Origin of the sequence: Romboutsia hominis, from assembly GCF_900002575.1 — a bacterium.
Taxonomy (GTDB): domain Bacteria; phylum Bacillota; class Clostridia; order Peptostreptococcales; family Peptostreptococcaceae; genus Romboutsia_C; species Romboutsia_C hominis.
Genome location: NZ_LN650648.1, coordinates 788,316 through 814,822 on the forward strand (window position 1 = coordinate 788,316; position 26,507 = coordinate 814,822).

Sequence of the window (26,507 nt, forward strand, 5' to 3'; positions counted from 1 at the left end):
ATAAAATATGTACAATATAATGAAAAATAGCGTATCTGCAATGTCTGCAAGTCAAGGGAAAATAGAGGTAACTTCAAATAATATGGTGAATGTGCAGACTACAGGGTATAAGAAATTAGACATTGGTTTTTTAGATTTGTATAATGAAACATTAGATAGAAGCTACTATCCACACAATAATAATAACAATACTGGTACTGGAGTAAAAGTATCTCAATCTTTTAGAAACTTATCCCAAGGAGCAATAAAGGATACAGGAATAAAAAGTAATTTAGCTATAGATGGAGATGGATTTTTTAGAGTTATAAATCAAAATGGTACATTTAGTTATACTAGAAATGGAGAATTTAATGTAGATTCAAATGGTGATTTAGTTGATGATAAGGGAAATAAATTAGATATACAAGTTATAAATGGAAATGATGTTAATTTATCAAAAGGAGAAGTAAGCATAAATAAGTTGGGAGAAATATTTGTAGATAAAGAAGAAGTTGGTAAGATAAATTTATATAAAGTACAAGGCGATAAAGATTTTATTCCTGCAGGTGATAATTTATTTAATTTAAGAGATGGCGCTAAAATTGAGTTAGTAACTAATTCAAATATACTACAAGGATATGTGGAAATGTCTAATGTAAATATGGAAACTGAAATGACAGACTTAATCATAGCTCAGAGAAGTTTCCAATTTAATAGTAAGGGGCTACAAGCTACTGATGATATGTGGAGTATGATAAATAATCTACAAAGTAGATAAATTTTTATAGAAAGGAGTTAGTATTCTAAAATGTATAATTATATATTTTAGATATATACAGTTTATGGAACAAAATGTAAAAACATATGATTTTAAAAAACCACAAAGATATTCAACTGATAACATGAGATTTTTATCTGTTATATCTGAAGACTATTGCAAAAATACAAATTTATTTTTAGCATATGAGTTAAAAAGACCTAATATAACTTGCAAGGTTGAAAAAGTAGAACAAACAAATTATGAAGAATTTATTAACTCAATAAGTCCAAAATCAGTTATCGTAGAACATGCAATACAACCACTAGTAAAGGATCTTATTTATCAAATTGATAAATCTGTAGCATTAACATACATAGATTTAATGCTAGGTGGAGATGGAGTATTTGAAAATTATGAAAGAGATTTAACAGAAATTGATAAGCAATTAATTTTTCATTTATGCACAAAATTGTTAACTAGGTTATATATAGTTGAGACTTGTAAATCAAGAGAAGTATTAAGAGTACATTCAAATGCAGGTGCTAGTAAAAAGTATCCAGTAAGTGAATCAGTACTTATAGCTCATATGAAAATGATGTATGGAGACAAAGAAATCGGAAAAATGCGCTTTTGCAACCCTTATAGTTGCATGGAACCAATATTAGATCAACTAGAAACGAAGATATTATTTAGAAATAAGAATATAGAGTATGATTTTGAATTTACAAATGCAATTTATAACAATGTTTGTGGTGCAAATGTAGATATAGTAGCTAGACTAGGTGAAACAAATATAAGTGTTGAGGATTTATTAAACTTACAAGTTGGTGATATTTTATCACTAGATACAAAAGTAGCAGGAGATTTAGATTTGTATGTTGCAGGGGCTAAAGCATTTAAGTGTAAACCTGGACTTATAAAAAATAAAAAAGGTGTTATAATAACAAACTCTATAAGAAAGGAAGGGTAGAATATGAGTGAAAAATTTGATAGAGTATTAGATATAGAATTAAAAGTTAGTGCTATACTTGGAAGAACTAAGATGTCTTTAAAAGATATATTTGAGTTATCTAAAGGATCTTTAATAGAATTAGATACATTCGAAGATCAAGAAGTAGAAATATATGTAAATGGAAGAAAAATAGGTTATGGACAAGTTGTAGTAGTAGATAGAAATTTCGGTATAAGAATAACAAGTATATTAGGAGAAGAAGAATTAGTAAAAACTTTAAGCTAAGAACCTATATAGTAAAGGATGGTTAGCAGCACATGGCAAAAATATTAAAAAGTAAATACAGCAGTACGGGGGAAAGGTGTGTAGATGCTTGTTTAAATTATGGGATGCTAAGATATGTAAATGAAGATGGATCACCAGTTAATATAGAGATACCTTTTGATAAATATGAGGAAGCTATAAGTGATTTTCAAGATAGGATTAAAGAAGGTATAGCTCAAAAGGATATGAATCCTAAAGCAATATTAAAAAGAGGTACTATAAGTTATAATCAAGCTAAAGAATTAGCTATAGATGGAAAAATTAAAGGTTTAGATTTTTTTGAGATAGATGGAAGTGTAGAATGTGAACACATACTTGGCATATCAGGAAGTATAGAGTATGCACTATCTATTTGGAATGGAGAAAGTAAGATTGAAGCTTTAGAAAAAGCAGTAATTAGGTCTATAAAAGTTTATGGTGAAGACTTTATATATGGGATAACTCTAGATGAAGACTCAGATGAAGTTGAGTACTTAAAATTTGCAAAGAGTATATTTTCAATAGAAAATCTAATGGATGTAGAACTATATAAATCTAAAAACTATAGTATAGATAATGAAATTGAAGAAAATGATTTAAATCCAAAACATAAGATTTTTAAAAGTTTAGATTTACCACTAGGTTTTTTAGGTGGATTACTAGGGTTTATGATTGTACAGATTGCTACTAATTTTGGAGAAAATATTTCAAATGAAATAGTATATCTATTATTAAATGCTATTACAATGTCTATAGTTGCTTTTATTATGATAAAAAGTATAAATTTTATCACGAAAAAATATGTAAAAAATAGTACATCATCCATAATGGAATTATTCGACGAAGAATTAGAAAAAGTTAGCTATGAAAATTTATTGACTGAAAAAGAAGTAAAACTTATACTAAAAAACATTACAAAGGGTGAAGTTACTAAACTTCTTATGGATATGAAGGGGAGTGTAAATAAGAAAGTATCTAGTAATACTCTTGTAACCAAGGAAACTAAGTTTGTATTAGATTCAAGACGTGCAATAATATTACCTAGTGAATATGAAATAATTCAAACCCTTACTTTACTTTTAAATGAATATAAAAGTAAGAGATCTAAAGACTACAGTATAAAAAAAATATAAAAATAAAGCATATGAGTCTATTATAAATATATTAAATAGCTTCATATGCTTTATTTTTATATATTAAATATAAAAAAATATTTAATATATAAAGTATTTGTTTTTTATCCGTATAAATAGAATATAAAATTTATTCATATTATGTAATTATTAAAAACATAATATATAAAATCTAAAGTATTAAATTAAGTATCCGTATAAAATATATGTTAAATGTATTTAATATATTTGGTATGTTTATTAAAGGTATATTTAGGATTTAGCGTGCACGAACTTCAAGAATTAATATTAATGAAATATAAACTAATAACATAGAATCATATATTAATATAATCAAAGCTCAAAATTTTATAAGGAATTAAAATAGTTTATATACTTATGTATAATTTTAAAATCTATATTATCTAATATGAATTATAGGGAGACGATTATGAGAAAGTTTAAAGATTTAAAAATAGGTAGAAAACTTGCAATATCATTTATAATTGTATTACTACTTGCTACATTTTCAAGTATATATACAATATCGAAATTAAAAGAAGCGGAAGAGTTAAATTCTCAGCTATTTAATGGACCGTATGTAGGAACTAATGAAACTATGGGTATACGTAGGGATTTAGTTTCTGCCGGAAGAAATACAGTTAATATCGTACTTAGACAAAAGCCTGATGTTTACTTCCAAAAGGCAAAAGAAAATTTTGACAGTATAAACAATAGAATAGATAAAATATCTAAAACATTTACAGGAGATAAAAGTGATCTTGAAGAGGTTAGAACTGCTGTAAATAATTATAAATTAGAGTGTCAAAATATTTATGATGTGGCAAGAACTGGTGATTACAAAAAAGCTATGGAAATGAGTGATGAAAATACTCCATTTTATAATGATTATAACAAAGCTGTAGATCTTGCTGTAAAGTTAAACGAAGGATCTAACCAAAGAGGTATTGAATTTAATAAAAACATCCATGAAACAGTAAAAAATGCAATAATTGCATCTGTAGCCGTAAGTGTATTAACTATAGTTGTCGGTCTTGCTATATCAATTTATATAACAAAATCTTTAACAAAGCCAATTGAAGAAATAGAAGAAGCTTCAAATAAAATGGCAAATGGAGATTTTGATATAAATATAGAATACGAATCAAAAGATGAATTAGGTTTATTATCTGAAAGTATGCGTCATATGAGTAAAGAAGTAAAATCAATAGTAGATGACACTGTTTGTGTACTAGGAGAACTTGCTAAAGGTAACTTTAATGTTGAAACTAATGTTGAATATATAGGCGTATTTAAAGATATAGAAAAGTCTGTTACAAGAATAAGTAATGATTTAAGTGAAACAATAGCACAAATAAATGCAGCTGCAGAAGAAGTTGAAGCAGCATCAAATCAAGTTTCAAGTGGATCACAAATGTTAGCTCAAGGTGCTACAGAACAAGCAAGTGCTATACAAGAATTATCAGCAACAATAATAGAAATATCAGATAAGATAAAAGAAACAGCTGACAATGCAAGAAATGCTAACTCATTAACTAACAGTTCTGCAAAACAAGTTCAAGAAGGTAATGAACAAATGAAACAAATGGTAAATGCTATGGAAGAAATATCATTTACGTCTAACGAAATAAGCAGAATTATAAAAACTATAGACGATATAGCATTCCAAACAAATATACTAGCACTTAATGCTGCTGTTGAGGCTGCTAGAGCAGGTTCTGCAGGTAAAGGATTTGCTGTAGTTGCAGATGAAGTAAGAAATCTAGCTGCTAAATCAGCAGAAGCTGCAAAGAACACAGCTACATTAATTGAAAATTCTATGGAAGCTGTAAATAAAGGAACTGAAATAGTTGATAATACAGCACAATCTCTTCAAAAGATAATAGATACAACAAACAGAACTACTGTTATAGTAAATGATATAGCTAAAACATCAGAAGAAGAAGCTGTTGCTATAGCTCAAGTTACATTAGGTGTTGAACAAATTTCTGAAGTGGTGCAAACAAATTCAGCAACTTCAGAAGAAAGTGCTGCAGCAAGTGAAGAATTAAGTGGTCAAGCACAAATGTTAAAATCACTTATTGAAAACTTTAGATTAAAAGATGTAAATAGTTCAAATAGATCAATAAACTTTAATACTGACGAAGCTAGCTATTTTGAAATGAATGAGTTTTAGTAAAAAATAATATATCATAAATTATGATTTAAAAAATGGAAGCTTTTAGCTTCCATTTTTAAAAGTTAGTTTTAAAGGAGTTATCTTATTTAATAAAGGAGAGAAATATGAGTGGAGTAGATTCTTTAAATGAATTTTATGTGCATGAAAATATGCAGTTATTAGAACAATTGGAAGAGATTTTACTTGCAGGTCAATCAGAAAATGGGAAGTTAGATAAAGAGCATATAGAAGAAATTTTCCGAGCGATGCATACTATTAAAGGTTCGTCTGCAATGATGGGGTATGATAGTTTAACAAAATTAACTCATAGTGTAGAAGACATATTTGATGCAATACGTAATGGGTTAGAACTTTCAAGTAATCAGTGGGATGAAGTTGTTGATCTTGTTTTAGCGAGTATAGATTTCTTGAAAGAAGAAATGTTAAATATTCAAGATGGTCTTCTTCCAGAAGCAAGTATTGAAGAACTACATGATAAGGCAATTAATTTTTTAAAAAGTGCAACAAATAAAGAAGATGATATAGATAATAAATCAAATGAAAATATACAAGAGTTAGCGGAAAATAAAGAAGAAAAAATTACAGCTAAAAATAGTAATGAAAATTATTTATGTGCAAAAGTATTCTTTGAAAAAGGATGTGCAATGGAAAGCATAAGGGCTTTAGGTGTACTAACAATATTACAAAGTCTATGCTCTGAAGTAAAGCATATACCACAAGATTTAGATTCAGACTGTGATGATGTAATAATTAAAGACGGATTTGTATTATATATGAGAACAGTTCAGGAACAATCATTAATAGAAGAAGCTATAAAAGATACAATGTTTTTAGATAAATACGAAATACATAGACTAAATGATGAAGAGTTAGAAAGTGTATTTGGAATAATTGCTCCAAAAGAAGAAATAAAGGAAGAAAAAAATTGTGATATTAATGAAGAAATAATAGAAGCTCCAAAAGAAGAAAGTGCAGAGGTAGTAGAAGAGTCAAAAGAACAAAGTACAAATATAATAGAGGAAAAACAAGCACAAGTTCAAAAGAAAGATAAAAAAGAAGAACAAAATCAAGGTCATGCACATAGTAAAAATAGCTATCTAACAGTAAATATTAATAAAATAGATACATTAATGAACCTTGTTGGAGAAATAGTTACTACAGAGTCAATGGTAGAAAAGCAATCTCAAGTAGAAAACTTTGACAGAGATAGCTTTGAAAAACAAGCTAGAAGGCTTCACCAATTAACTAATGAATTACAAGATGTTGTAATGTCTATGCGTATGGTTCCAATATCTTCAACCTTTACTAAAATGCAAAGAGTTGTAAGAGATATGAGTAGAAAAACTGGAAAATTAGTAGACTTAGTTTTAATAGGAGAGCAAACAGAAGTAGATAGAAACATATTAGAAAATATTTCAGATCCTTTAATGCACATGATTAGAAATAGTATGGATCATGGTATTGAAACTTTGGAAGAACGTAAAAATACAACTAAGCCAGAAAGAGCTACTGTAACATTAGAAGCTAAAAATACTGGTGGAGATGTTGTAATAATAATTAAAGATGATGGTAGAGGTTTAAATAAAGAAACTATAGTAAAAAAAGCTATTGAAAAAGGAATAACAACTAAAAGTATAGATGAAATAAGTGACAAAGAAGCATATAACTTTATAATGGCACCAGGCTTTTCAACAAAAGAAGCAGTAAGTGAATACTCTGGAAGAGGAGTAGGTATGGATGTTGTATATACCAATATACGTAAGTTAAGAGGCTCAATAAGTATTGATAGCGAGCCAGGAAATGGTACAACATTTATACTTAGAATTCCTTTAACATTAGCGATAGTAGATGGAATGAAGGTAAATATAGGGGATCAAATTTATATTATACCAGCTCTAAGTATAAAAGAAGTATTTAGACAAGGAGACTATGAAATAGTTAAAAATCCTAATGGGCAAGAACATAGCATTATAAGAGGAAATTGCTATGAAATAGTAAGGGTTTCTAATGTATTAGGTATTAACTCTGAGAAAAATGATGAAGGTATTATGATATTAGTAGAGTCTGAAATGGGAAATGTGTGTATCATAGTAGATGGAATTTTAGGTCAACAACAAGTGGTTATAAAGCCAATACCGACTTTACTTACTCAATTTGACAAAGTTCAATCTTATATGTCAGGATGCTCTATTTTAGAAGATGGCTCAATTAGTTTAATACTTGATGTAAATGCAATAATACACAAGTAATTTAGTTATCTAAGGAGAGATATCTATGGAAGGTAGTAAAAAAATAAAAGTTTTAGTAATAGATGACTCTATGGTATTTAGAAGAGTAGTGTCAACTAGATTACGAGAATATTCAGGTATAGAAGTTGTAGGAACAGCTAAAGATTCTTTTGAAGCAAAAGACAAAGTAATACAACTTAAGCCAGATGTATTAACTTTAGATATAGAAATGCCAGGTATAAATGGTATTGAGTTTTTAAAAATACTAATGGAACAACATCCAGTACCAACTATTGTAATAAGTGGAGCAGATGGAAGATGCTTCGAAGCTATAGATGCAGGAGCAGTAGGATTTGTTGGAAAGCCTACTGCAGATACGATGAACCAGTTTTTTGATGATTTATCGACAAAAATAAAGGAAGCATCTATTGCAAAATTAGACAAGAAAACAAAAGTTCAATCTAGTATTATTCAAAATAAACGTAAGTTATTAGAAAATAATATAGTAAGAAAAAATGATAAAGATATAATTGCCATAGGAGCTTCTATGGGAGGTGTTGAGGCAGTAGAAAAGTTATTAAAACAACTACCACTAGGATTGCCACCAATTGTAATAACACAACATATGCCACCAATATTTACAAAAAAATATGCAGAAAGATTAGATAGAGGGTGCGTATTAAAAGTAAAAGAAGGTGAAGATGGAGAAGAACTATTAAGTGGACATGCTTATATTGCCCCAGGAGCATTACAGATGGGAATTATAAAAAGAAATGGAAAATATATCTTAGATATAAAAAAAGGCCAAAAGATTAGTGGTCATTGTCCGTCAGTAGATTATTTATTTATGTCCGTTGCAAAGCAAGCAAAGGATAATTCAATAGGAGTTATTTTAACGGGTATGGGGTCAGATGGAGCAAGAGGACTTTTAAGTATAAAGAATGAAGGCGGATATACTATAGGACAAGATAAAAACTCTTGTGTTGTATATGGTATGCCTATGGTTGCTAAGAAAATTGGAGCAGTGCTAAAAGAAGCATCTTTAGATATGATGCCAAATATTATATTAAATCAGTTAAAAAGAAGACAATTAACATCGAAAGTAAAAGGATAGTTGGAGGATAATATATATGAAATTTGAATGTGATAAATTAAATGTATTTCGAGAGATAAGTAATATAGGATCAGGAAATGCATCTAATTCATTGGCAGTTATGTTAAATGAGTTAGTAGATATAGGTATTCCTAAAAGTGATATGGTAGGTTTTTCTGATATAACAGATAGCTATGAATCACCAGAGGAGTTAGTTGTTGGAACGGTACTTCAACTATCAGGAGATATGGAAGGTTTTATTATGGTGATAATGAAGGTAGATTCTGCATTCAATTTATTATCTAGACTTTCAGGAAGTAAAATAGATTGCGATAGAAATGATTATAATAAAGTTTGTGAAACATTATCTTCTATTGGTGAAGTTTGTAATATACTTTGTGGAACGTATTTAACAGCAATTTCGGATATGACAAATTTAAATGTAACTCCTTCTATTCCATATTTTAGTGTAGATATGGTCATGGCTATTATGAATTTACCAATGTCATTATATGGGCCTGTATTTGATTCTATACTTTGTATAGAAACAGACTTTTTCACGGAAGATCATGAAATAGAAGGAAAATATTATTTCCTTCCAAAGGCTGAATCATGTGATAAATTATTAGCATCACTAGGATTTAATGTTTAGGAGATAAAAAATGAAAAATATAACGGTTGGTATAGCCGATTTTAATATTGTTAAGGCTCCAGACCAAATTACGACTATTGGATTAGGATCATGTTGTGGAATAGTATTATATGACGAAACAAAAAAGATAGCAGGTTTAGTTCATATTTTATTATCAGATTCAAAGAATGAGAGACAAGTTGTAAATAAAGCTAAATATGCAGATACTGGAATAAGTTTACTGTATGAAGAAATGAAAAAATCAGGAGCAAATCCAATGTTTATAAAAGCTAAAATAGCGGGTGGAGCTCACATGTTTACTTTTAAAAATGCAGATAGTAGTATATTTACTATTGGAGAAAAAAATGTAAAGGCATGTAAAGAAACATTAAAAAAATTACATATACCTATTGTATCTGAAGATGTTTTAGGAACATGTGGTAGAACTATTACTTTTGATGTATTAACAAGTAAACTAAAAATCAAAAGTGTAGGAAAAGGTGAAAAAGTCATTTAAAAAGGAGGATGCCTTATATATGAGCACAAATGATGAAATAATAGATAATAAAATTGATGATTTATGTATGGTATTTATTATAGATAATCAAAAATATGCTTTATCATCAAAATATATTACAGAAATTATTGAAATGCTACCTATAACTAAAGTTCCATTTATACCTGAATATATAAAAGGAATTATAAACTTAAGAAGTAATATAATACCTGTTATGGATGCAAGAATGAGATTTGGAATTAGTCCAAAAGAATATGATGAGAGAACTTGCATAATAATAATTGAAAATAATGATGAAAAAATAGGTTTAATTGTAGATGCAGTAAATGAGGTTATTCATATTCCTGATGGTCAAAGTATGAAAATGGATTCAAATGATAGTGATGATAAGCCTAATTTTATAAAGGGAGTTAGCGAAATAAATAATGAAGTTCAATTAATACTAGATTGTGATTCATTAGTAAAAATTGTAGAGGATATAGATTATGCACTTAACAGATAAAGATTTCATAAGACTAAAGAACTTTATGTATAATAATTATGGGATAAATCTTGACAAAAAAAGGACCCTGATAGAAACTAGATTAGGTCTTATGGTAAAAAGATTAGGATTTAGAGATTTTAAGAGTTACATAGACAATTTAATGCAAGATAAAAGTGGAGAACAAGCAGCAGTTTTAGTAGAAAAGTTAACTACAAACTTTACATATTTTATGCGTGAGGAACAACATTATGAATTTTTAAGGGATGAAGTTTTAACACATGCTTTAAAAAAACCTCCAATAGGAGGAGTTAAAATTTGGTCAGCAGCTTCATCTACTGGAGAAGAACCTTATTGTATAGCCATGTTAGCTCAACAAATGATGTCTAAAAATCCTAGGTTAAAAGTTTCTGTAACTGCATCTGATATATCAAATAATGTCTTAAATCAAGCTAAAATGGGGATTTATTCACAAGACAAAATAGCTAAGTTACCACCAGCATGGATTAAGAGCTTTTTTAGGAAATTAAATGATAGAAATTATAAAATTACAGATAATGTAAGAAACATAGTAGAATTTAAATACTTTAACTTAAATGACAATATAGGCTGGAATCGTTCTAAGTATGATGTCATATTTTGTAGAAATGTTATGATTTATTTTGATAATCCTACAAAGCAAAAATTATGTAAGAAATTATATGATTCATTAAAACCAGGAGGATACCTGATAATAGGTATGTCAGAAAATTTATCTAATCTACAAACTGACTTTGAAAGAGTGAGACCATCTGTATATAGAAAAAATTTATAACAAGTAATTGGAGGAAAAAATATGAAAAGAGTATTAATAGTTGATGATGCAGCATTTATGCGTATGTCTATACGTAATATGCTTGAAAATAATGGATTTGAGATAGTTGGAGAAGCTGAAAATGGAGTAATGGCAATTGAAAAATATAAAGAATTACAGCCAGAAGTTGTTACTATGGATATAACTATGCCTGAAATGGATGGATTAGAAGCACTAAGAGAAATAAAGAAAATTGATCCATCTGCCTCAGTTGTAATGGTATCTGCATTAGGACAAGAGGCAAGAATGAAAGAAGCTATAATATATGGAGCAAAAGGGTTTATAGTAAAGCCTTTTAAGGAAGAGATTATAGTATCTGCTTTATCTAAAATATAATTTAATTTATATGAAAATATAGAAGGATAAAAAATAGTTAGCAATATTGCTAACTATTTTTTTATTACTTTCCTCATAAGAAGAAATATTGGGGGAGTAGTAAAAGCTGGAGCAATTATTGGTGATAATATTTCTCCAAGTTTAAATACATTTACAAGTATTACTATAACTCCCATATTTAATATATACTCAAATATATATATTAAAATTGAATAGAAAAATTTTTTATAAGAATATTTCTTTTCTTTAAAAGTATATTTACTATTTAATATATAAGATGCTGTTATACTAATAACACTAGTTATAGTATAGGCTAATAGGTAGTGAAGTTTAAAGTAAATAAACAAAGTAAGATATATACCTTGAGATATTACAAAATTGCTTATACCTATTATATTGAACTTTATATATTCGATTATTTTATGTCTGTACTTTTTTAATATTGTTGACATATATACACTCCTAAGATGAAAGACATAAACTTATAATAATATTATTTGAGCAAAAATTCAATTTATTCTTCATTATAAGTATTTACTATTTCAAAATTTAATATGGATTTATACTGATTATAAATAACTGTCTTTTCTTCTAGTTTCAAGTTTTATAAAAAATTCAATTATCTAACCAACAGGAATTCCCATCAATATAACATTTACACCAAAGAAATTAGAAAATAAATATCAAGCAGGTATCCTTACGATCTATAAAGATATCGTATAGCTTATAAGAGTAACCATCTCACTTTATAGCACTAAATAATATAAATGATTCTACCTTAGAACAAGTATCAAAATCTACCATAGAAGCGACACCGTAGATATTAACCAAAGATTACATGTTTATATCTTCAAAGTAAAATAGCATTTGCCGAATATCTCTATGTTTACATATTTTGTAATAAAATCTTAAGAATTAGGTTAAGAAATTTTTAAGATTTATACTCTATTATATATTTGTAGGATAGGAAATGAATTTATATTATTAATATTTAAAGGATGTGAAATTATTGTATAATATTAAAGAAAATAATAAAGAAGGTGAAAGTTTATATGTACAATATATTAGTAGTGGATGATGATAAAGAAATCGTTGAGTCAATAGATATATATCTAAAAAATGAAGGATATAAAATATACAAAGCTTATAATGGATTAGATGCATTAGATATTATAGCAAATGAAAAAATACACCTTATTTTGATGGATATAATGATGCCAAAGTTAGATGGAATAAAAGCAACTATAAAAATAAGAGAAGAAAAAAATATACCTATAATATTAATATCAGCAAAAAGTGAAGATACAGATAAGATACTTGGACTTAATATTGGTGCAGATGATTATATAACAAAACCATTTAATTTACTAGAACTTGTAGCTAGAGTAAAGTCAAGCCTTAGAAGGTATGTTAATTTAGGAACTTATAAAAATGAAGATAAAGAAGTGATAAAAAGTGGAGGACTTTCTATGAATCTATTGACAAAAGAAGTTTTAGTAGATGGAGAATATGTGAAGCTTACTCCAATTGAGTTTAATATATTAAGGCTTTTGTTGTCCAATAAAGGAGTAGTATTTTCAATTGATGAAATATATGAGAAGGTATGGAAAGAACAAAGCTTTAATGTAGAAAATACAGTAGCAGTTCATATAAGGAGAATAAGGGAAAAAATAGAAATAAATCCTAGAGAGCCAAAATATTTAAAGGTGGTGTGGGGAGTTGGATACAAAGTTGAAAAGCTTTAGGGGCAAAATTATAAAAAATAAAAGTTTAGTGTTTAATTTAATACTTATACTAACTATATTTATGGTTACACAAATAATAGGAATAATAACATGTTTTAAATTTTTTAGCCAAAATTTATTTATGATATTAGCTAATTTATCACTGATAAATTTTATTATATACAAAATAATGAGAAAACTATCTATATTATAGATAATAATTTAAATAAATTGAGATGAGGGATAAATTTGAAAAAAAATAGATTAAAGAATGTATTTTTAATGTTATCTATGATTTCATTATCAATACTACTTACAGTAATACCAACTACATTTTCAATATATAGGCAAAATATGGGACTATGGACGAGTTATATGCATAAAGACAAGCAAATACTAGAAACAGATTTTTATAAAAGTAATGTATTTGAATTTAATGTACTTAGACCTATTTTATATTGGATGGGAGAAAGTGTATCAGATGTAGATTCAAATATAAGTAATTATATAAATGAAAATACATATTATGAAGATGTTACTAAAGGTTTAGATGAATATGGAAATGAAATAAAAGAGACTAAGGAAAGAAAACCTACTAAAGAAGAAGCTAAAAATGATCTTTTAAATAAGGTTAATTATGGTAGAAACCAGCTAAATCAAATACAAAATATTAAATTTATGGTTAAAAATACTAAAACTAATGAGTATTATACTAATACAGAATATAAAACATTTGATGAATTTGATAAAAATATAGATGAATATACAAATATAAAAATAGACAAAAATAATTCAAATAGAAGTTACATAAAAACAATAAATAAAAAAGTATCAGAAAATCCAACCCATTATATAGAGGGTAAGTTATTAGATGCTACACCAGAAGAAAATTTAGAAGTACATATGTCTTTTCCTAAATTATTATCTAATGTAGAAATTTCAGATAAGGTATATAATGAGTATCACCAATATACACAAACTATAAAAGAAGTGTATATATGTTTAATTTTAATGATTGTAAATATAATTGTATTTATTATATCAGCAGTTACATATAAAAAAATAAAAATAAATGAAGACCATGATGAAGGCATATTAACTAAGTTATCAAACAAAGTACCAATAGATATTATACTATGGTTAATGGCTATAGACTTTTTATTATATGTACCATTTTCACTTTCTTATTATCAAGGTTATAGGTATATGATAGAAAAAATATGTGCAGTAATAGGAGCATATCTACTTATATATGCAGCTTACACTATAAATAGAAGAAGCAAAAAATATGATAAAAAAATATATATATTAAAAGAAACTATTGTATATAAACTATATAAAATATTAAAAAATACTGTTATCAGTGGGTTAAAAGCATCTAAAGAAATACCTTTAATAAAAAGAATAATAATAGTATCAATAGGTATAACATTTATAGGTGGGGTAGTGTCAGTCTTATTGTATGAACTTATCTATAATGAGGTTATGCTTTTATTTGGAATACCTATGTCTATGCTTTTATTTACACTATATATAGTAAAAAAATTAGCTTATTTAAGCGATATAATAGAAGGAACTTCTAGAATTAAAACTGGAGAATTAGATTACAAAATAGATATATTAGGAAATGATAGTTTCACTAATTTAGCAGAGAATATTAATAACATAGGCGAAGGGCTAGAAAAGTCAATAGAAACTCAATTAAGAAGTGAGAGAATGAAATCAGAACTTATAACTAATGTAAGCCATGATTTAAAGACTCCACTTACATCTATAATAAATTATGTAGAACTAATAAAAAAAGAAGAAGTAAGCCCAGAACATGTTAATGATTATATAAAAGTATTAGACCAAAAGTCAAAGAGATTAAAAATATTAATTGAAGATTTGTTTGAAGCTAGTAAAGCAAGTAGCGGTAATTTAGAGCTTAATATGGAAAATATAGATATAGTACAGCTACTTAGACAAAGTATAGGCGAAATGGAAGAAAAATTATCAAATTCTAACTTAGATATAAGACTAAACTTAAGTAGTGAAAAAATTAATATATATGCAGATGGTAGAAGAATGTATAGAGTATTTGAAAACTTATTATCAAATATATCAAAGTACTCATTACCTAGTACAAGGGTATATATAGATTTATTAGAAGATGATGAAAGTGTAATTATTACTATGAAAAATATATCTTCATATGAACTTAACTTTGATGCTACAGAGATAACAGAAAGATTTAAAAGGGCAGATGAATCTAGAAATACAGAAGGTAGTGGACTTGGACTTGCTATAAGTAAAGACTTAGTAAATCTCCAAGGTGGTAAGTTTAGTGTAGAAATAGATGGTGATTTATTTAAGTCTATATTAGCCTTTCCTAAGATAGGTAAATAAATACTACTTTTTTAATATTTATAAAAAACTATATTTTGTTGTTTGTATAATTAATATAAAGGTATAAATATATTAACAAATACTAAAAATAACTTAGGTTTATATAAATAATTAGGAGGTAGTTATGATGAAAGTAACATTTCAAGGAGCACCATTAACATTAAAAGGAAGTCAATTAAAAGTTGGAGATAAAGCTCCTGACTTTACAGTTATAGATAACGAATTAAATCCATTAAAATTAGATGATACTAAAGGAAAAAGAGTATTTTTATCTGTTCCATCAATAGATACACCAGTTTGTGATATGGAAGTAAGAAGATTTAATACAGAAGCTTCAAAATTAAACAACGTTACAGTATATACAATATCAATGGATTTACCATTTGCGCAAGCTAGATGGTGTGGTACAGCTGGCATAGAAAATGTAAAAACTGTATCAGATTATAAAGATAGAGAATTTGGGGAAAATTACGGAGTATATATAAATGAATTAGGTCTTTTATCAAGAGCAGTATTTGTAGTTGATGAAAATGATAAAGTTATATATGTAGAATATTTAGAAGAAATAACTGAAGAACCAAATTATAATAAAGTTTTAGAAATATTAAGATAAATGTAAAAATAAAAAAGCAGTATACATAAATTATGTATACTGCTTTTTTATACTTTAGCCTACTAAAAAATAATTTATTAAGGCTAATATAAAGCTACAAATTAATATAAAGGATACAACAATAAAATGACGTTTTTTATTCATTACTACAATAGCAATATATTCTCTTATTAAAGCATTTGGAATAAAATAAAGAGCAGTTTTTGCGCCAATACCTTCACTTTTTAAGTTAGCTTTTTTAGCATAAAGCCCAGCTCTAAATAGGTGATAATTATTAGTAATAAAAATACTTTTGTATCCACTTGGTTTAATTTTATCCATTATATTTTTAGAAAAACTCATATTTTCAAATGTTGTTGTTGATTTATCTTCAAGTATTGTATCAGAAATAGGTATACCATTTTTTATAGCATATTGTTGCATAGCAAATGCTTCAGAAACTTTCTCATCTTTACCTTGACCACCAGAAAATATTATTTTAGGTGGTTTCGATACTTTAGCTTGTTTATTATAAAATTCAATTGCTCTTTTTATTCTGCTAGCAAGTAAAGGTGGAACTTTATCTCCGATTACTCTGCTACCTAAAACAATTATAAAATCTTGGTTTAGCTTAGGTCTATTAAATTGATATAATAGTGAAATCATCAAGAAATTAAAAACACTAAATAAGAAATATATTTCTATAACGAAAAATCCACCAATAAATATATTAATATCACTAGGTAAAAATCTTTCAGGATTAATTATAGTTAGTATTACATGAAAAAGTAAAGCTAAGCCTAAGAAAAATGTTAATAGATTAGATAAGCTTCTACTCTCCCTTTTTATTACAATTCGTGCATTTATAAATAATCCAATTATGAGTATATAAATCCCAAATATTAAAATAAAAATTGCTATAATAAAAAATATAAAAAATATAACTATCAATAATATATTAGAAGTAGAGAAGGTTATGTATGTTGCAGTTAATAAAAACATAAATAATGAAATATTAAATAAAAAGCCATTATAAAGTTTTCTTTTATCTAGATTATAAGAGATTAAAAAGATAGCAAATGAAATTAGAGTTAGTATTAAAAGTATTTTCATACTTCACCTCCAAATTAAAATAAAACTTTATTGATAATTAATAATATTAGCATAAGTAAAAAATATATACAAATAACAACATCAAATTTACTAGGTAGACACTAATTATTAATAATATATTAAATATAGTATGAAATGTTAGTATAATTAAAAGGTTTTAAACTCTTTATGTAGAAAGTAGTAATATAAATTATTTTGGGGGAATTATCATGGAGAAATTTAATAAAGTTGGAAATTATAATATACCGTTAGACTATGCTAAAAATGAATTTAGTAAAAAAGATCCTATTCTTATGGCAAAGCTATCAAATTCATACTATGATAAAAGCACCAGTATATTTCATGTAAAGTGTATGGATTTTACTTTATATGTAGAATATCCTAGTGGAGATATATATAAAGAAAATGGAGAAAAATTAGATAAAATAGCTTTAGAAATTTTAGTAATAAGATTTTTAGTCAATGCTAATCCAATACCACCAACTAATAAATATATAACATTTAAAGAAATTGATGGAGGACATGTATATTACCCGGCATTTTTAAGAACTAGTATAAATAGATTAACTAAAGAATTTGGAGGAAATGTAGAAAAATTTAAATCTGTAATGAAAAATATTGGAGCAAGTAAAATAAATATGGGAGATAGTGCCTATAAAATTAGATTTTTAAATGATACATATATTATATATATTTTATGGAGTGGGGATGATGAAATAGAATCAGCATCTAATATATTATTTGACTCAAATATAAAGCACTATTTTAATGCAGAGGATATAGCAGTAATTGGCGATATACCATTTATAAGAATATATGAAGAATTAGATAACCTATAAATTATATAATAGTGTTCACATTTATTAACCTAGATTTTATAATTAAAATAAGCAAATACATTTGATATAATATACATAAAGCATCAAAGGAGGAGTCAGATGATAAAGCTTATTGCAACAGATATGGATGGAACACTATTAAATAATAATAATGAAATACACCATGATTTTATAGATGTATTTGAAAAACTACAAGAAAAAGATATAATATTTGCAGCTGCTAGTGGAAGACAATACTTTAATTTGTTAAAAAGATTTGAAGATGTTAAAGATAAGATGATGTTTATAGCTGAGAATGGAACAATTGTAGTTTATAAGGGAGAAGAGATATTTATAAACTCATTAGATAGAAATATAGCTAAAGAATTAGTTAATATAGGAAGAAATATAGAAAATTCAAATGTAATACTTTGTGGTAAAAATTCTGCATATATAGAATCTACTGATGAAGAATTTATAAAAGAAGTAGAAAAATACTATGAAAAGTATGAAGTAGTAAAAGATGTAAATGAAATAGAAGATGATATATTAAAGGTTACTATATGTGACTTTAATGGGGCTCAAGAAAATAGCAATAAATATTACGACGACTATAGAGAGGATTTACAAGTATCTATATCTGGGAAGATATGGTTAGATATAACGAATAAAGGAGCCAATAAAGGAATGGCAATTAAAGCATTTCAAGAGAAAATGGGTATAGATTTTAATGAAACTATGGTATTTGGAGATTATCTAAATGATTTGGAGATGATGGAAGCAGCTTATCACAGTTATGCTATGGAAAATGCTCATGATGATTTAAAGAAAGTATCTAGATTTATTGCAAAAAGTAATGATGATAATGGAGTTTTAGAAGCTATAAAATTAAATATATTATAATAAAAGTCTACTTAGTATAAATTTATGCTAAGTAGTTTTTTATTATATTCATTACTAAAATATCTATTGACTGTATTGTAACCATATACTTTATTGTATAATATGATAAGATACAAAATTTAGGAGGATAAAATGGATAATTCAATAGCAAAAAGCTTTAGCTTTTTATCACTTATAAAATTTACTATACCATCGGTGGTAATGCTTGTATTTATGTCTTTATATACAATAATAGATGGAATATTTGTATCTAGATTTGTAAATACTGACGCATTATCATCTGTAAATATAGTATATCCATTTATAAATGTGGTAATAGCAGTTGGTGTAATGTTAGCAACTGGAAGTAGCGCGGTTATAGCTAAAAAAATTGGTGAAGGGAAAACTGAAGAAGCTAAAAAGAATTTTACATTAATAATACTTTTAGGAGCTACTTTAGGAATCTTAATATCATTTATTGGATATACATTTTTGGAAAAGATAATATATACACTTGGTGGCAATAATAGATTATATGGGTATTGTAGAGATTATCTAACAGCAACTTTAATATTTGTTCCAGCGTTTATAATTAATTTATTATTTCAATATCTTACAATAACTGCAGGGAAGCCAAATATAGGATTATTATTTACCTTAATAGGCGGATTTAGTAACATAATATTAGATTATTTATTTATAGTTCCTATGGATATGGGAATATCAGGAGCGGCATATGCAACAGGTATGGGAAATTTAATACCAGCAATACTTGGAATAATATATTTTAGCAGAAAAAAAGCTTCTTTATATTTTGTAAAGCCTAGCTTAGACATTAACGTTATATTAACTACAATAACAAATGGTTCATCTGAAATGGTTACGAATCTATCGGCAGGGGTAACTACAATGTTATTTAACATAGTTATGATGAAACTTTTAGGATCAGATGGAGTAGCCGCTATAACTATAGTTTTATATGGTGAGTTTTTAATAACATCTGCATATATAGGATTTTCATCAGGGGTTGCACCTATTATAAGCTACAATTATGGGAATAAAAATGAGCATGAGCTTAAAAAGATAATAAAGTATAGTATAATATTTATATTGTTAAGTTCTGTGATATTATTTACAGTAGCGATATTAGCATCTCCAATAATAGTAGGATTATTCTCAGAATCTAAAAGTAATGTTTTTAATATTGCTTATAATGGATTTAGGCTATTTGCTATAGGTTTTTTAATTATGGGAACTAATATATTTACTTCTGCAATGTTTACAGCTTTTTCAAATGGAAAAATATCTGCAACTATATCTTTTTTAAGAACCTTTGTATTTATAGTATGTGGAATAACTTTTTTACCTAAATATTTAAATGTAAATGGAGTGTGGTTAGCAGTCCCATTAGCAGAACTATTGACGGTAATAATATCTATATTATTTATAAATAAATATAAAAATATATATGGGTATTGTAGTAAAAATAAAAAATACAATAAGAAAGAAAAAGAATTAGAGGATATAAAGGAGATATAAATGTCTGTTGTGTATAAAATAGAAAAGCCAAAAATATATAGTGATCTACAAGAGTGTAGCAATATAGTAGAACTTATAATAAATGAGGAAAGTATAGAAAATAAAATAATAGAGGATACTGTAATAAGTGATATATATAATATAAGAATTAGTTTTAATTCCTGTGTTTTTAAGAATATAATATTTGAGGAATGTGATTTAAAAAAAATAGATATAGTAGATTGTATATTTGAAAACTGTGATTTATCTAATATAGATATATCAGATAGTAGTATATATAGAACAGAGTTTATAAATTGTAAATTAATAGGCAGTAGATTCGATGATTCTTTAATGAAAAATGTAGTATTTAAGGATACTATAGGGACATATTCAAATTTTTCATATGCTAAATTAAAAAATATATACTTTAAAGATTCTAGTTTTAGAAATTCAGTATTTCAGGAAATAGAAAGTAAAGGTTTAATTTTAGAATCTACAGATTTGACAAAATCAGTTTTTAGAGGAAGTTCTCTTGATAAAGTAGATTTAACTACTTGTAATATAGATAGTTTAGAAATAAGTATAAAAGATGTTTCAGGTGGAATTTTAACACCTATTCAAGCTTTAGAATTAACTAAACTTATGAATATAGTAGTAAAATAAAGCAATATAAAAGGGATATTTAAAGATTAATAAAGGCATAAAGCTTTAAATAAGTATATAGTGATAGTAAAAATGAACTAAAACATAATTGTTTTAGTTCATTTTTTACGCTTAAGGGAATTATGATATTTCATAAATTGTGGATAACTATTGAAATTAAGTAATACTAATTAATTTTATGAGCGTAAAAAAGACATTTTGAGCAACGGACGAAGTCGTTGGTAACATGAGCACAGCGAAACTTTTACATACAAGGAAATTATATTAATTATAAAACTATTGATAATAAGTAAGATATATTAATAAGTTCAAAATATAAAAAATGATATTTTAAGCAACGAATAAATTTGTTGGTGACATGAGCAAAGTGAATTTTTTTATATAAGAGTATATTATTAAAATATAATTATATACTTTTATATGAAATTAGAGTTAGAATTAATATAAAATGTAAAAAAATGCATATAAATATATAAATATGTTGCACTTAATAAATAAATATGATACTCTATAGGAAAGATAAAATGAATATTAAAATAGAAATGATATATATATTATAAAAATTAGGAGGAACATTGTGAAGAATATATGCGTTATAGGTAGTCTAAATATGGATTTAGTTGTAAATGTAGAAAAGATGCCAAAAGCAGGACAAACTTTATTAGGAAGTAATTTCAAAGAAGTTCCAGGTGGAAAAGGTGCTAACCAAGCAGTAGCTATGGCTAGATTAAATGGAAATGTAACTATGATTGGTAAAGTTGGAAATGATAGCTTTGGAGAAACTTTAGTAAACTCATTAAAAAAAGATAATGTAAATACTGATTACATACAAGTAGAAAAAGGTCCAAGTGGTGTAGCACTTATAACGGTAGATAAGAATGCACAAAACTCTATAGTAGTAGCACCAGGAGCTAATTATAAATTAACTAAAGAAGATATAGATAAAAATATAGATGCGATAAAGAATAGTGATATAGTAGTAGTTCAACTTGAAACTCCACTAGAAACTATAAAATATGCTCTTAAAAAAGCTAAGGAATTAGGTAAGTATACTATATTAAACCCAGCACCAGCAGTAGTTTTAGAAGATGGGATAATAGAAAATGTAGATTTGTTAACTCCAAATGAAACTGAACTTGAAATAATAAGTGGAAAATCAATAAGTAATGAAGATGATATAAATGAATGTGCACAAATAATGATAAACAAAGGTGTAAAAGAACTTATAGTAACTTTAGGTTCTAAGGGGAGTTTATATATAAATAAAGAAACATCAATGTTTAAAAAGGCATATAAAGTTGAAGCTATAGATACTACAGCAGCAGGTGATAGCTATACTGGAGCTTTAGCTGTGGCAATATCAATTGGCAAAGATATGGAATATGCTATGGATTTTGCTTCAAAGGTTGGAGCATTATCAGTTATGAAAGAAGGTGCTCAAAGTAGCCTACCAACATTAATAGAAGTTGAGAACTTTAGGGGGTAAATTATGAAAAAAACTAAACTGATAAATAGTGAAATATCATATACTATATCTAAAATGGGTCATACTGATAGTTTAACTATAGGAGATTGTGGACTTCCGATAAGTGATGATGTTAAAAAGATAGATCTAGCATTAACTCATGGAGTACCAAGTTTTATAGATACTTTAGATGTAGTACTAGAAGAATTATGTGTTGAGGAGATAATAATAGCTAGTGAAATTAAAGAAAGAAACGAAAAAATATACAAAGAAATATTAAAACGATTTGAAAATGTAAAAGTTACGGAAGTTAGTCATGAAGAATTTAAAATGATGACTAATAACAGTAAAGCTTTTGTTAGAACTGGCGAGTGCAGTCCTTATGCTAATATAATATTAAAATCAGGAGTTGTATTTTAACATGAAAACACCTATTTTGAAAATGACAAATATAGTAAAAGAATTTCCAGGAGTTAAGGCACTAGACGGGGTTAATCTAGAGCTTTATGAAGGAAAAGTTATGGCTTTGATGGGAGAAAATGGAGCGGGAAAATCTACACTTATGAAAATATTAAGTGGTGTATATAAAAAGACAAAAGGCCAAATTTACTATAATGGAAAAGAAGAAGATATAAAAGGGCCTAAAGATGCAGCTGATAAAGGAATTGCAATAATACATCAAGAGCTTAACTTAGTAAATGATTTAAGCATAGGCGAAAATATATTTTTAGGAAGAGAACCTAAAAATGGACTTAAAATAGACTTTAATAAACTACATAGTGATAGTCAAAAGTTACTTCAAAAGTTAAATGTAGAGACTAGTTCAAAATGTCTTGTAAAAAACTTAAGCATAGGTCAAAAGCAAATGATCGAAATTGCAAAAGCTTTATCATTAGATGCAAAGATAATAATAATGGACGAGCCAACAGATGCACTAACAGATAAGGAAACTGAGAGTTTATTTAAGGTTATAAATGAGTTAAAAGAAGAAGGAAAAGCAATTGTATATATATCACATAGACTAAAAGAAATATTTGAAATATGTGATTATATAACTGTACTAAGAGATGGAAAATATGTAGGTCAAGAAGAAATAAAAGATATAGACGAAGATAAAATGATAGAGATGATGGTAGGTAGAAAGCTTACAGACCAATTCCCTAGAATTGAATGTGAAAAAGGAGAGCCTATACTAGAGGTTAAAAATCTAAAAAATAAATTTGTAGATAATGTAAGTTTTGATGTAAAAGGTGGAGAAATAGTCGGTATATCAGGACTTATGGGGGCAGGTAGAACGGAACTTGCAAAAACTATATATGGACATATAAAAAAAGAAAGTGGAAGTATATATGTAAATAAAAAAGAGATATTTAACAGAAGCTCAAAAGACGGTTTAAAAAATAAAATAGCTTATGTTAGTGAAGATAGAAAAGGGGATGGATTAATCTTAGATTTATCTATAAGAGAAAATATGACCATATCTTCATTAAATACTATATCATCTTTATTTAAAATAAATAAGCAAAAAGAAAAAGAGATAGTAAATAGCTATATAGATAAGATAAATATAAAAACACCAAGCCAAGAACAACTTATAAGAAATTTAAGTGGTGGTAATCAGCAAAAAGTAGCAATAGCAAAAGCACTACTTACAAATCCAGATGTTTTAATTCTTGATGAACCTACTAGAGGTGTTGATGTAGGAGCTAAAAAAGAGATATATGACTTAATAAATGATTTTAAGTCAAAGGGAAAAGCGGTTATAATGATATCTTCAGAAATGCCAGAAATACTTGGATTAAGTGATAGAATATTAGTACTTAGCCAAGGAAGAATAACTGGAGAGTTTGAGAAAGAAGAAGTAAGCCAAGAAGCAATATTAAAATGTGCAGTAGAAACTAGGGAGGCAGTATAGTTATGTCATCACAATGTATACAAAATACGAAAGATAGTAAATTAGATATAAAAAATATATTAATAAAGTATAAAAGTTTAGTAGGATTATTATTGTTAGTAGGTATAGTTTCAATATTAAGTCCATCATTTTTAAGCACTAAAAATATTTTTAATATATTAAGACAAACATCAGTAAATGCAATAATAGCAGCTGGTATGACTTTTGTTATATTAACAGGAGGAATAGATTTATCTGTAGGTTCAATACTTGCTATAAGTGGAGCAATTTGTGCGAGTTTACTTGTATCAGGACAAAATATAGTAATAGCTATAGTAATATCTATATTAATAGGAGCTGTTGTTGGTTTTTTAAATGGATTTGTAATCTCAAAAGGAAAACTTCAACCATTTATAGCAACACTTGCAACTATGACAATACTTAGAGGTTTAACTTTAGTATTTACAGATGGAAAGCCTATAACATTAGGGAGTGGAGATTTAGCAATAAACTTTGGTAAAATAGGTGGAGGAGAAATATTCTCTATACCAACTCCAGCAATAATAATGATAGTAGTATTTTTAGTATGTGCTTATATACTAAATAGTACTAAAATGGGAAGATATACTTATGCATTAGGTTCTAATGAAGAAGCAACAAAGCTATCAGGACTTAATACAGATAAAATAAAAATATGGGTATACACAATAAGTGGTATATTATCAGCACTAGCTGGAGTTATAATAACCTCTAGATTATATTCTGCACAACCAACAGCAGGTACTGGATATGAGTTAGATGCAATAGCAGCAGTAGTACTTGGTGGAACTAGTTTAACAGGTGGAAAAGGTAAAATAACTGGAACTATAATAGGTGCATTAATAATAGGTGTATTAAGTAACGCACTTAATATATTAGATGTATCATCATATTATCAAATGATGGTAAAAGGTGTAGTTATATTAATAGCTGTACTTTTAGACAGAAGAAGTAACTAGGAGGAAATAAAATGAAAAAATTTCTTTCTATAATAATAACTATAATATTATCATCAAGCCTACTAGTAGGATGTAGTTCTAAAGATAATGGAGTAAAAAAGATAGGACTTATAGTATCAACATTAAACAATCCATTTTTCGTAGATCTAAAAGCTGGAGTAGAAGAAAAAGCAAAAGAATTAGGATATGAAGTAGTAGTTCTTGATTCACAAAATGACCCAGCTAAAGAAGTATCTAATATGGAAGATATAAGTGTTAGAGATGTAGATATAGTACTTTTAAACCCAGTTGATTCAGATTCAGCAATAGCATCTGTTATGGTCGCTAATAATTTAAAGTTACCAGTAATAACAGTTGACAGAGCAGCAAATGGAGGAGAAGTTATATCTCATGTTGCATCTGATAATGTTGCTGGAGGAAAAATGGCAGCAGACTTTTTAATAGAAAAACTTGGTGGAAAAGGAAATGTAGTAGAACTTGAAGGTATAGCAGGTTCTTCAGCTACAAGAGATAGAGGTAAAGGATTTGAAGATGGTATAAAAAATAGTGAGTTTAAGTTAATAGCTAAACAAAGTGCAGACTTTGATAGAAGTAAGGGACTTACTGTTATGGAAAATATTATTCAATCAAAGGATAATATAAATGCTGTATTTGCTCAAAATGATGAAATGGCTTTAGGAGCTCAAAAAGCATTAGAAGATGCTAATATGAAAGATGTATTAGTAGTTGGATTTGATGCAACAGATGATGCAGTTGAATCTGTTAAAAGTGGGAAAATGGATGCAACAGTAGCACAACAACCAATACTTATAGGAGAGACGGCTGTTGAAGCTGCCAATAAGGTTATAAAAGGTGAGAAAATAAATAAATATATACCAGTTGAATTAAAGTTAGTAAAAAAGTAATTCAGTAAAACCTAAATATAAATTGTAAGTATACAAAAAGCTTGATTTAAATAATCAAGCTTTTTTGTTTGCAAGGATTTTACGCTAAGTATAAAATTA

26 protein-coding genes are annotated in these 26,507 nt (G+C 26.9%); 24 read left to right on the forward strand and 2 right to left on the reverse strand.

Features of this window, described 5'->3' with window-relative positions; translation table 11 throughout:
- Window positions 1-7 precede the first annotated feature (7 nt).
- The 12 genes from FRIFI_RS03700 to FRIFI_RS03755 all read left to right on the forward strand — a co-directional run bounded on the left by FRIFI_RS03700 (window position 8) and on the right by FRIFI_RS03755 (window position 11,445).
- On the forward strand, window positions 8-757 hold the full coding sequence (locus FRIFI_RS03700) for a flagellar hook-basal body complex protein (protein WP_166505007.1): 750 nt from the start codon (window positions 8-10) through the stop codon (window positions 755-757).
- A gap of 64 nt (window positions 758-821) precedes the next feature.
- On the forward strand, window positions 822-1,709 hold the full coding sequence (locus FRIFI_RS03705; protein ID WP_092926851.1) for a flagellar motor switch protein FliM: 888 nt from the start codon (window positions 822-824) through the stop codon (window positions 1,707-1,709).
- 3 nt (window positions 1,710-1,712) lie between these two features.
- Window positions 1,713-1,976, forward strand: a complete 264-nt coding sequence (gene fliN / locus FRIFI_RS03710; protein WP_092926849.1) for a flagellar motor switch protein FliN — start codon at window positions 1,713-1,715, stop codon at window positions 1,974-1,976.
- Between the two features lie 32 nt (window positions 1,977-2,008).
- Complete coding sequence (locus FRIFI_RS03715) at window positions 2,009-3,127, forward strand: hypothetical protein (RefSeq protein WP_166505008.1); 1,119 nt, start codon at window positions 2,009-2,011, stop codon at window positions 3,125-3,127.
- 430 nt (window positions 3,128-3,557) lie between these two features.
- On the forward strand, window positions 3,558-5,303 hold the full coding sequence (locus FRIFI_RS03720) for a methyl-accepting chemotaxis protein (RefSeq protein WP_240276099.1): 1,746 nt from the start codon (window positions 3,558-3,560) through the stop codon (window positions 5,301-5,303).
- A gap of 107 nt (window positions 5,304-5,410) precedes the next feature.
- On the forward strand, window positions 5,411-7,555 hold the full coding sequence (locus tag FRIFI_RS03725; protein WP_166505009.1) for a chemotaxis protein CheA: 2,145 nt from the start codon (window positions 5,411-5,413) through the stop codon (window positions 7,553-7,555).
- A gap of 25 nt (window positions 7,556-7,580) precedes the next feature.
- Window positions 7,581-8,648: a protein-glutamate methylesterase/protein-glutamine glutaminase gene (locus FRIFI_RS03730; RefSeq protein ID WP_166505010.1), complete on the forward strand. Its 1,068-nt coding sequence runs from the start codon at window positions 7,581-7,583 to the stop codon at window positions 8,646-8,648.
- A 16-nt stretch (window positions 8,649-8,664) separates the two neighbouring features.
- A complete protein-coding gene (locus FRIFI_RS03735) occupies window positions 8,665-9,279 on the forward strand; it encodes a chemotaxis protein CheC (RefSeq protein WP_092926844.1) in 615 nt (204 codons plus the stop codon).
- A 10-nt stretch (window positions 9,280-9,289) separates the two neighbouring features.
- Window positions 9,290-9,775 carry a chemotaxis protein CheD gene (locus tag FRIFI_RS03740; RefSeq protein WP_166505011.1) on the forward strand — a complete coding sequence of 162 codons (486 nt, stop codon included), beginning with the start codon at window positions 9,290-9,292 and terminating at the stop codon, window positions 9,773-9,775.
- Window positions 9,776-9,794: 19 nt separating this feature from the next.
- Window positions 9,795-10,277 (forward strand): chemotaxis protein CheW, encoded by a 483-nt coding sequence (locus tag FRIFI_RS03745; protein WP_092926842.1) that lies wholly within the window; start codon window positions 9,795-9,797, stop codon window positions 10,275-10,277.
- Entirely contained in the window at window positions 10,261-11,070 is an 810-nt protein-coding gene (locus FRIFI_RS03750) for a CheR family methyltransferase (protein ID WP_092926841.1), read from the forward strand. Before FRIFI_RS03745 ends, FRIFI_RS03750 begins: the two co-directional genes overlap by 17 nt.
- Before the next feature lie 21 nt (window positions 11,071-11,091).
- Window positions 11,092-11,445: a response regulator gene (locus FRIFI_RS03755; protein WP_092926840.1), complete on the forward strand. Its 354-nt coding sequence runs from the start codon at window positions 11,092-11,094 to the stop codon at window positions 11,443-11,445.
- A gap of 53 nt (window positions 11,446-11,498) precedes the next feature.
- Here FRIFI_RS03755 and FRIFI_RS03760 read toward each other — a convergent pair whose 3' ends face one another.
- Complete coding sequence (locus tag FRIFI_RS03760; RefSeq protein ID WP_092926839.1) at window positions 11,499-11,897, reverse strand: GtrA family protein; 399 nt, start codon at window positions 11,895-11,897, stop codon at window positions 11,499-11,501.
- 600 nt (window positions 11,898-12,497) lie between these two features.
- Here FRIFI_RS03760 and FRIFI_RS03765 point away from each other — a divergent pair.
- The 3 genes from FRIFI_RS03765 (at window position 12,498) to tpx (ending at window position 16,170) form a co-directional block, all read left to right on the forward strand.
- Window positions 12,498-13,190: a response regulator transcription factor gene (locus FRIFI_RS03765; protein ID WP_166505012.1), complete on the forward strand. Its 693-nt coding sequence runs from the start codon at window positions 12,498-12,500 to the stop codon at window positions 13,188-13,190.
- A gap of 228 nt (window positions 13,191-13,418) precedes the next feature.
- Window positions 13,419-15,557, forward strand: coding sequence for a sensor histidine kinase (locus tag FRIFI_RS03770; protein WP_166505013.1), 2,139 nt, complete (start codon window positions 13,419-13,421; stop codon window positions 15,555-15,557).
- 124 nt (window positions 15,558-15,681) lie between these two features.
- Entirely contained in the window at window positions 15,682-16,170 is a 489-nt protein-coding gene (gene tpx, locus FRIFI_RS03775) for a thiol peroxidase (RefSeq protein ID WP_330405578.1), read from the forward strand.
- A 54-nt stretch (window positions 16,171-16,224) separates the two neighbouring features.
- Here the strand turns inward: tpx and FRIFI_RS03780 are convergent, their stop codons facing one another.
- Window positions 16,225-17,262 carry a YdcF family protein gene (locus FRIFI_RS03780; protein WP_166505014.1) on the reverse strand — a complete coding sequence of 346 codons (1,038 nt, stop codon included), beginning with the start codon at window positions 17,260-17,262 and terminating at the stop codon, window positions 16,225-16,227.
- Window positions 17,263-17,471: 209 nt separating this feature from the next.
- Between FRIFI_RS03780 and FRIFI_RS03785 the strand changes: the two genes are divergently transcribed.
- From FRIFI_RS03785 to rbsB, 9 genes are all read left to right on the forward strand, one after another.
- The gene (locus FRIFI_RS03785) at window positions 17,472-18,101 is read left to right on the forward strand and encodes a DUF3786 domain-containing protein (protein WP_166505015.1); all 630 of its coding nucleotides are present in this window, start codon (window positions 17,472-17,474) and stop codon (window positions 18,099-18,101) included.
- A gap of 99 nt (window positions 18,102-18,200) precedes the next feature.
- A complete protein-coding gene (locus tag FRIFI_RS03790) occupies window positions 18,201-18,983 on the forward strand; it encodes an HAD family hydrolase (RefSeq protein WP_166505016.1) in 783 nt (260 codons plus the stop codon).
- A gap of 132 nt (window positions 18,984-19,115) precedes the next feature.
- Entirely contained in the window at window positions 19,116-20,501 is a 1,386-nt protein-coding gene (locus tag FRIFI_RS03795) for an MATE family efflux transporter (protein WP_176579602.1), read from the forward strand.
- A complete protein-coding gene (locus FRIFI_RS03800) occupies window positions 20,502-21,146 on the forward strand; it encodes a pentapeptide repeat-containing protein (protein WP_166505017.1) in 645 nt (214 codons plus the stop codon).
- 577 nt (window positions 21,147-21,723) lie between these two features.
- Complete coding sequence (gene rbsK / locus FRIFI_RS03805; protein ID WP_166505018.1) at window positions 21,724-22,632, forward strand: ribokinase; 909 nt, start codon at window positions 21,724-21,726, stop codon at window positions 22,630-22,632.
- A gap of 3 nt (window positions 22,633-22,635) precedes the next feature.
- The gene (gene rbsD, locus FRIFI_RS03810) at window positions 22,636-23,031 is read left to right on the forward strand and encodes a D-ribose pyranase (protein WP_166505019.1); all 396 of its coding nucleotides are present in this window, start codon (window positions 22,636-22,638) and stop codon (window positions 23,029-23,031) included.
- 1 nt (window position 23,032) lies between these two features.
- Window positions 23,033-24,526, forward strand: coding sequence for a ribose ABC transporter ATP-binding protein RbsA (gene rbsA / locus FRIFI_RS03815; protein ID WP_166505020.1), 1,494 nt, complete (start codon window positions 23,033-23,035; stop codon window positions 24,524-24,526).
- Window positions 24,527-24,528: 2 nt separating this feature from the next.
- Complete coding sequence (gene rbsC / locus FRIFI_RS03820; RefSeq protein ID WP_166505021.1) at window positions 24,529-25,503, forward strand: ribose ABC transporter permease; 975 nt, start codon at window positions 24,529-24,531, stop codon at window positions 25,501-25,503.
- Between the two features lie 11 nt (window positions 25,504-25,514).
- Window positions 25,515-26,408 carry a ribose ABC transporter substrate-binding protein RbsB gene (gene rbsB, locus FRIFI_RS03825; RefSeq protein ID WP_092926818.1) on the forward strand — a complete coding sequence of 298 codons (894 nt, stop codon included), beginning with the start codon at window positions 25,515-25,517 and terminating at the stop codon, window positions 26,406-26,408.
- The last annotated feature ends 99 nt before the right edge of the window (window positions 26,409-26,507 follow it).

Bases quoted from the DNA above. Each gene is read 5' to 3' on its own strand.
- FRIFI_RS03755 (WP_092926840.1), top strand. From the start codon at position 11,092: ATGAAAAGAGTATTAATAGTTGATGATGCAGCATTTATGCGTATGTCT.
- rbsD (WP_166505019.1), top strand. From the start codon at position 22,636: ATGAAAAAAACTAAACTGATAAATAGTGAAATATCATATACTATATCT.
- FRIFI_RS03740 (WP_166505011.1), top strand. From the start codon at position 9,290: ATGAAAAATATAACGGTTGGTATAGCCGATTTTAATATTGTTAAGGCT.
- FRIFI_RS03720 (WP_240276099.1), top strand. From the start codon at position 3,558: ATGAGAAAGTTTAAAGATTTAAAAATAGGTAGAAAACTTGCAATATCA.
- FRIFI_RS03765 (WP_166505012.1), top strand. From the start codon at position 12,498: ATGTACAATATATTAGTAGTGGATGATGATAAAGAAATCGTTGAGTCA.
- FRIFI_RS03780 (WP_166505014.1), bottom strand. From the start codon at position 17,262: ATGAAAATACTTTTAATACTAACTCTAATTTCATTTGCTATCTTTTTA.
- tpx (WP_330405578.1), top strand. From the start codon at position 15,682: ATGATGAAAGTAACATTTCAAGGAGCACCATTAACATTAAAAGGAAGT.
- fliN (WP_092926849.1), top strand. From the start codon at position 1,713: ATGAGTGAAAAATTTGATAGAGTATTAGATATAGAATTAAAAGTTAGT.
- FRIFI_RS03760 (WP_092926839.1), bottom strand. From the start codon at position 11,897: ATGTCAACAATATTAAAAAAGTACAGACATAAAATAATCGAATATATA.
- FRIFI_RS03795 (WP_176579602.1), top strand. From the start codon at position 19,116: ATGGATAATTCAATAGCAAAAAGCTTTAGCTTTTTATCACTTATAAAA.
- FRIFI_RS03785 (WP_166505015.1), top strand. From the start codon at position 17,472: ATGGAGAAATTTAATAAAGTTGGAAATTATAATATACCGTTAGACTAT.
- FRIFI_RS03715 (WP_166505008.1), top strand. From the start codon at position 2,009: ATGGCAAAAATATTAAAAAGTAAATACAGCAGTACGGGGGAAAGGTGT.
- FRIFI_RS03730 (WP_166505010.1), top strand. From the start codon at position 7,581: ATGGAAGGTAGTAAAAAAATAAAAGTTTTAGTAATAGATGACTCTATG.
- FRIFI_RS03705 (WP_092926851.1), top strand. From the start codon at position 822: ATGGAACAAAATGTAAAAACATATGATTTTAAAAAACCACAAAGATAT.
- FRIFI_RS03700 (WP_166505007.1), top strand. From the start codon at position 8: ATGTACAATATAATGAAAAATAGCGTATCTGCAATGTCTGCAAGTCAA.
- rbsB (WP_092926818.1), top strand. From the start codon at position 25,515: ATGAAAAAATTTCTTTCTATAATAATAACTATAATATTATCATCAAGC.
- FRIFI_RS03725 (WP_166505009.1), top strand. From the start codon at position 5,411: ATGAGTGGAGTAGATTCTTTAAATGAATTTTATGTGCATGAAAATATG.
- FRIFI_RS03745 (WP_092926842.1), top strand. From the start codon at position 9,795: ATGAGCACAAATGATGAAATAATAGATAATAAAATTGATGATTTATGT.
- FRIFI_RS03790 (WP_166505016.1), top strand. From the start codon at position 18,201: ATGATAAAGCTTATTGCAACAGATATGGATGGAACACTATTAAATAAT.
- FRIFI_RS03735 (WP_092926844.1), top strand. From the start codon at position 8,665: ATGAAATTTGAATGTGATAAATTAAATGTATTTCGAGAGATAAGTAAT.
- rbsC (WP_166505021.1), top strand. From the start codon at position 24,529: ATGTCATCACAATGTATACAAAATACGAAAGATAGTAAATTAGATATA.
- FRIFI_RS03800 (WP_166505017.1), top strand. From the start codon at position 20,502: ATGTCTGTTGTGTATAAAATAGAAAAGCCAAAAATATATAGTGATCTA.
- FRIFI_RS03750 (WP_092926841.1), top strand. From the start codon at position 10,261: ATGCACTTAACAGATAAAGATTTCATAAGACTAAAGAACTTTATGTAT.
- rbsA (WP_166505020.1), top strand. From the start codon at position 23,033: ATGAAAACACCTATTTTGAAAATGACAAATATAGTAAAAGAATTTCCA.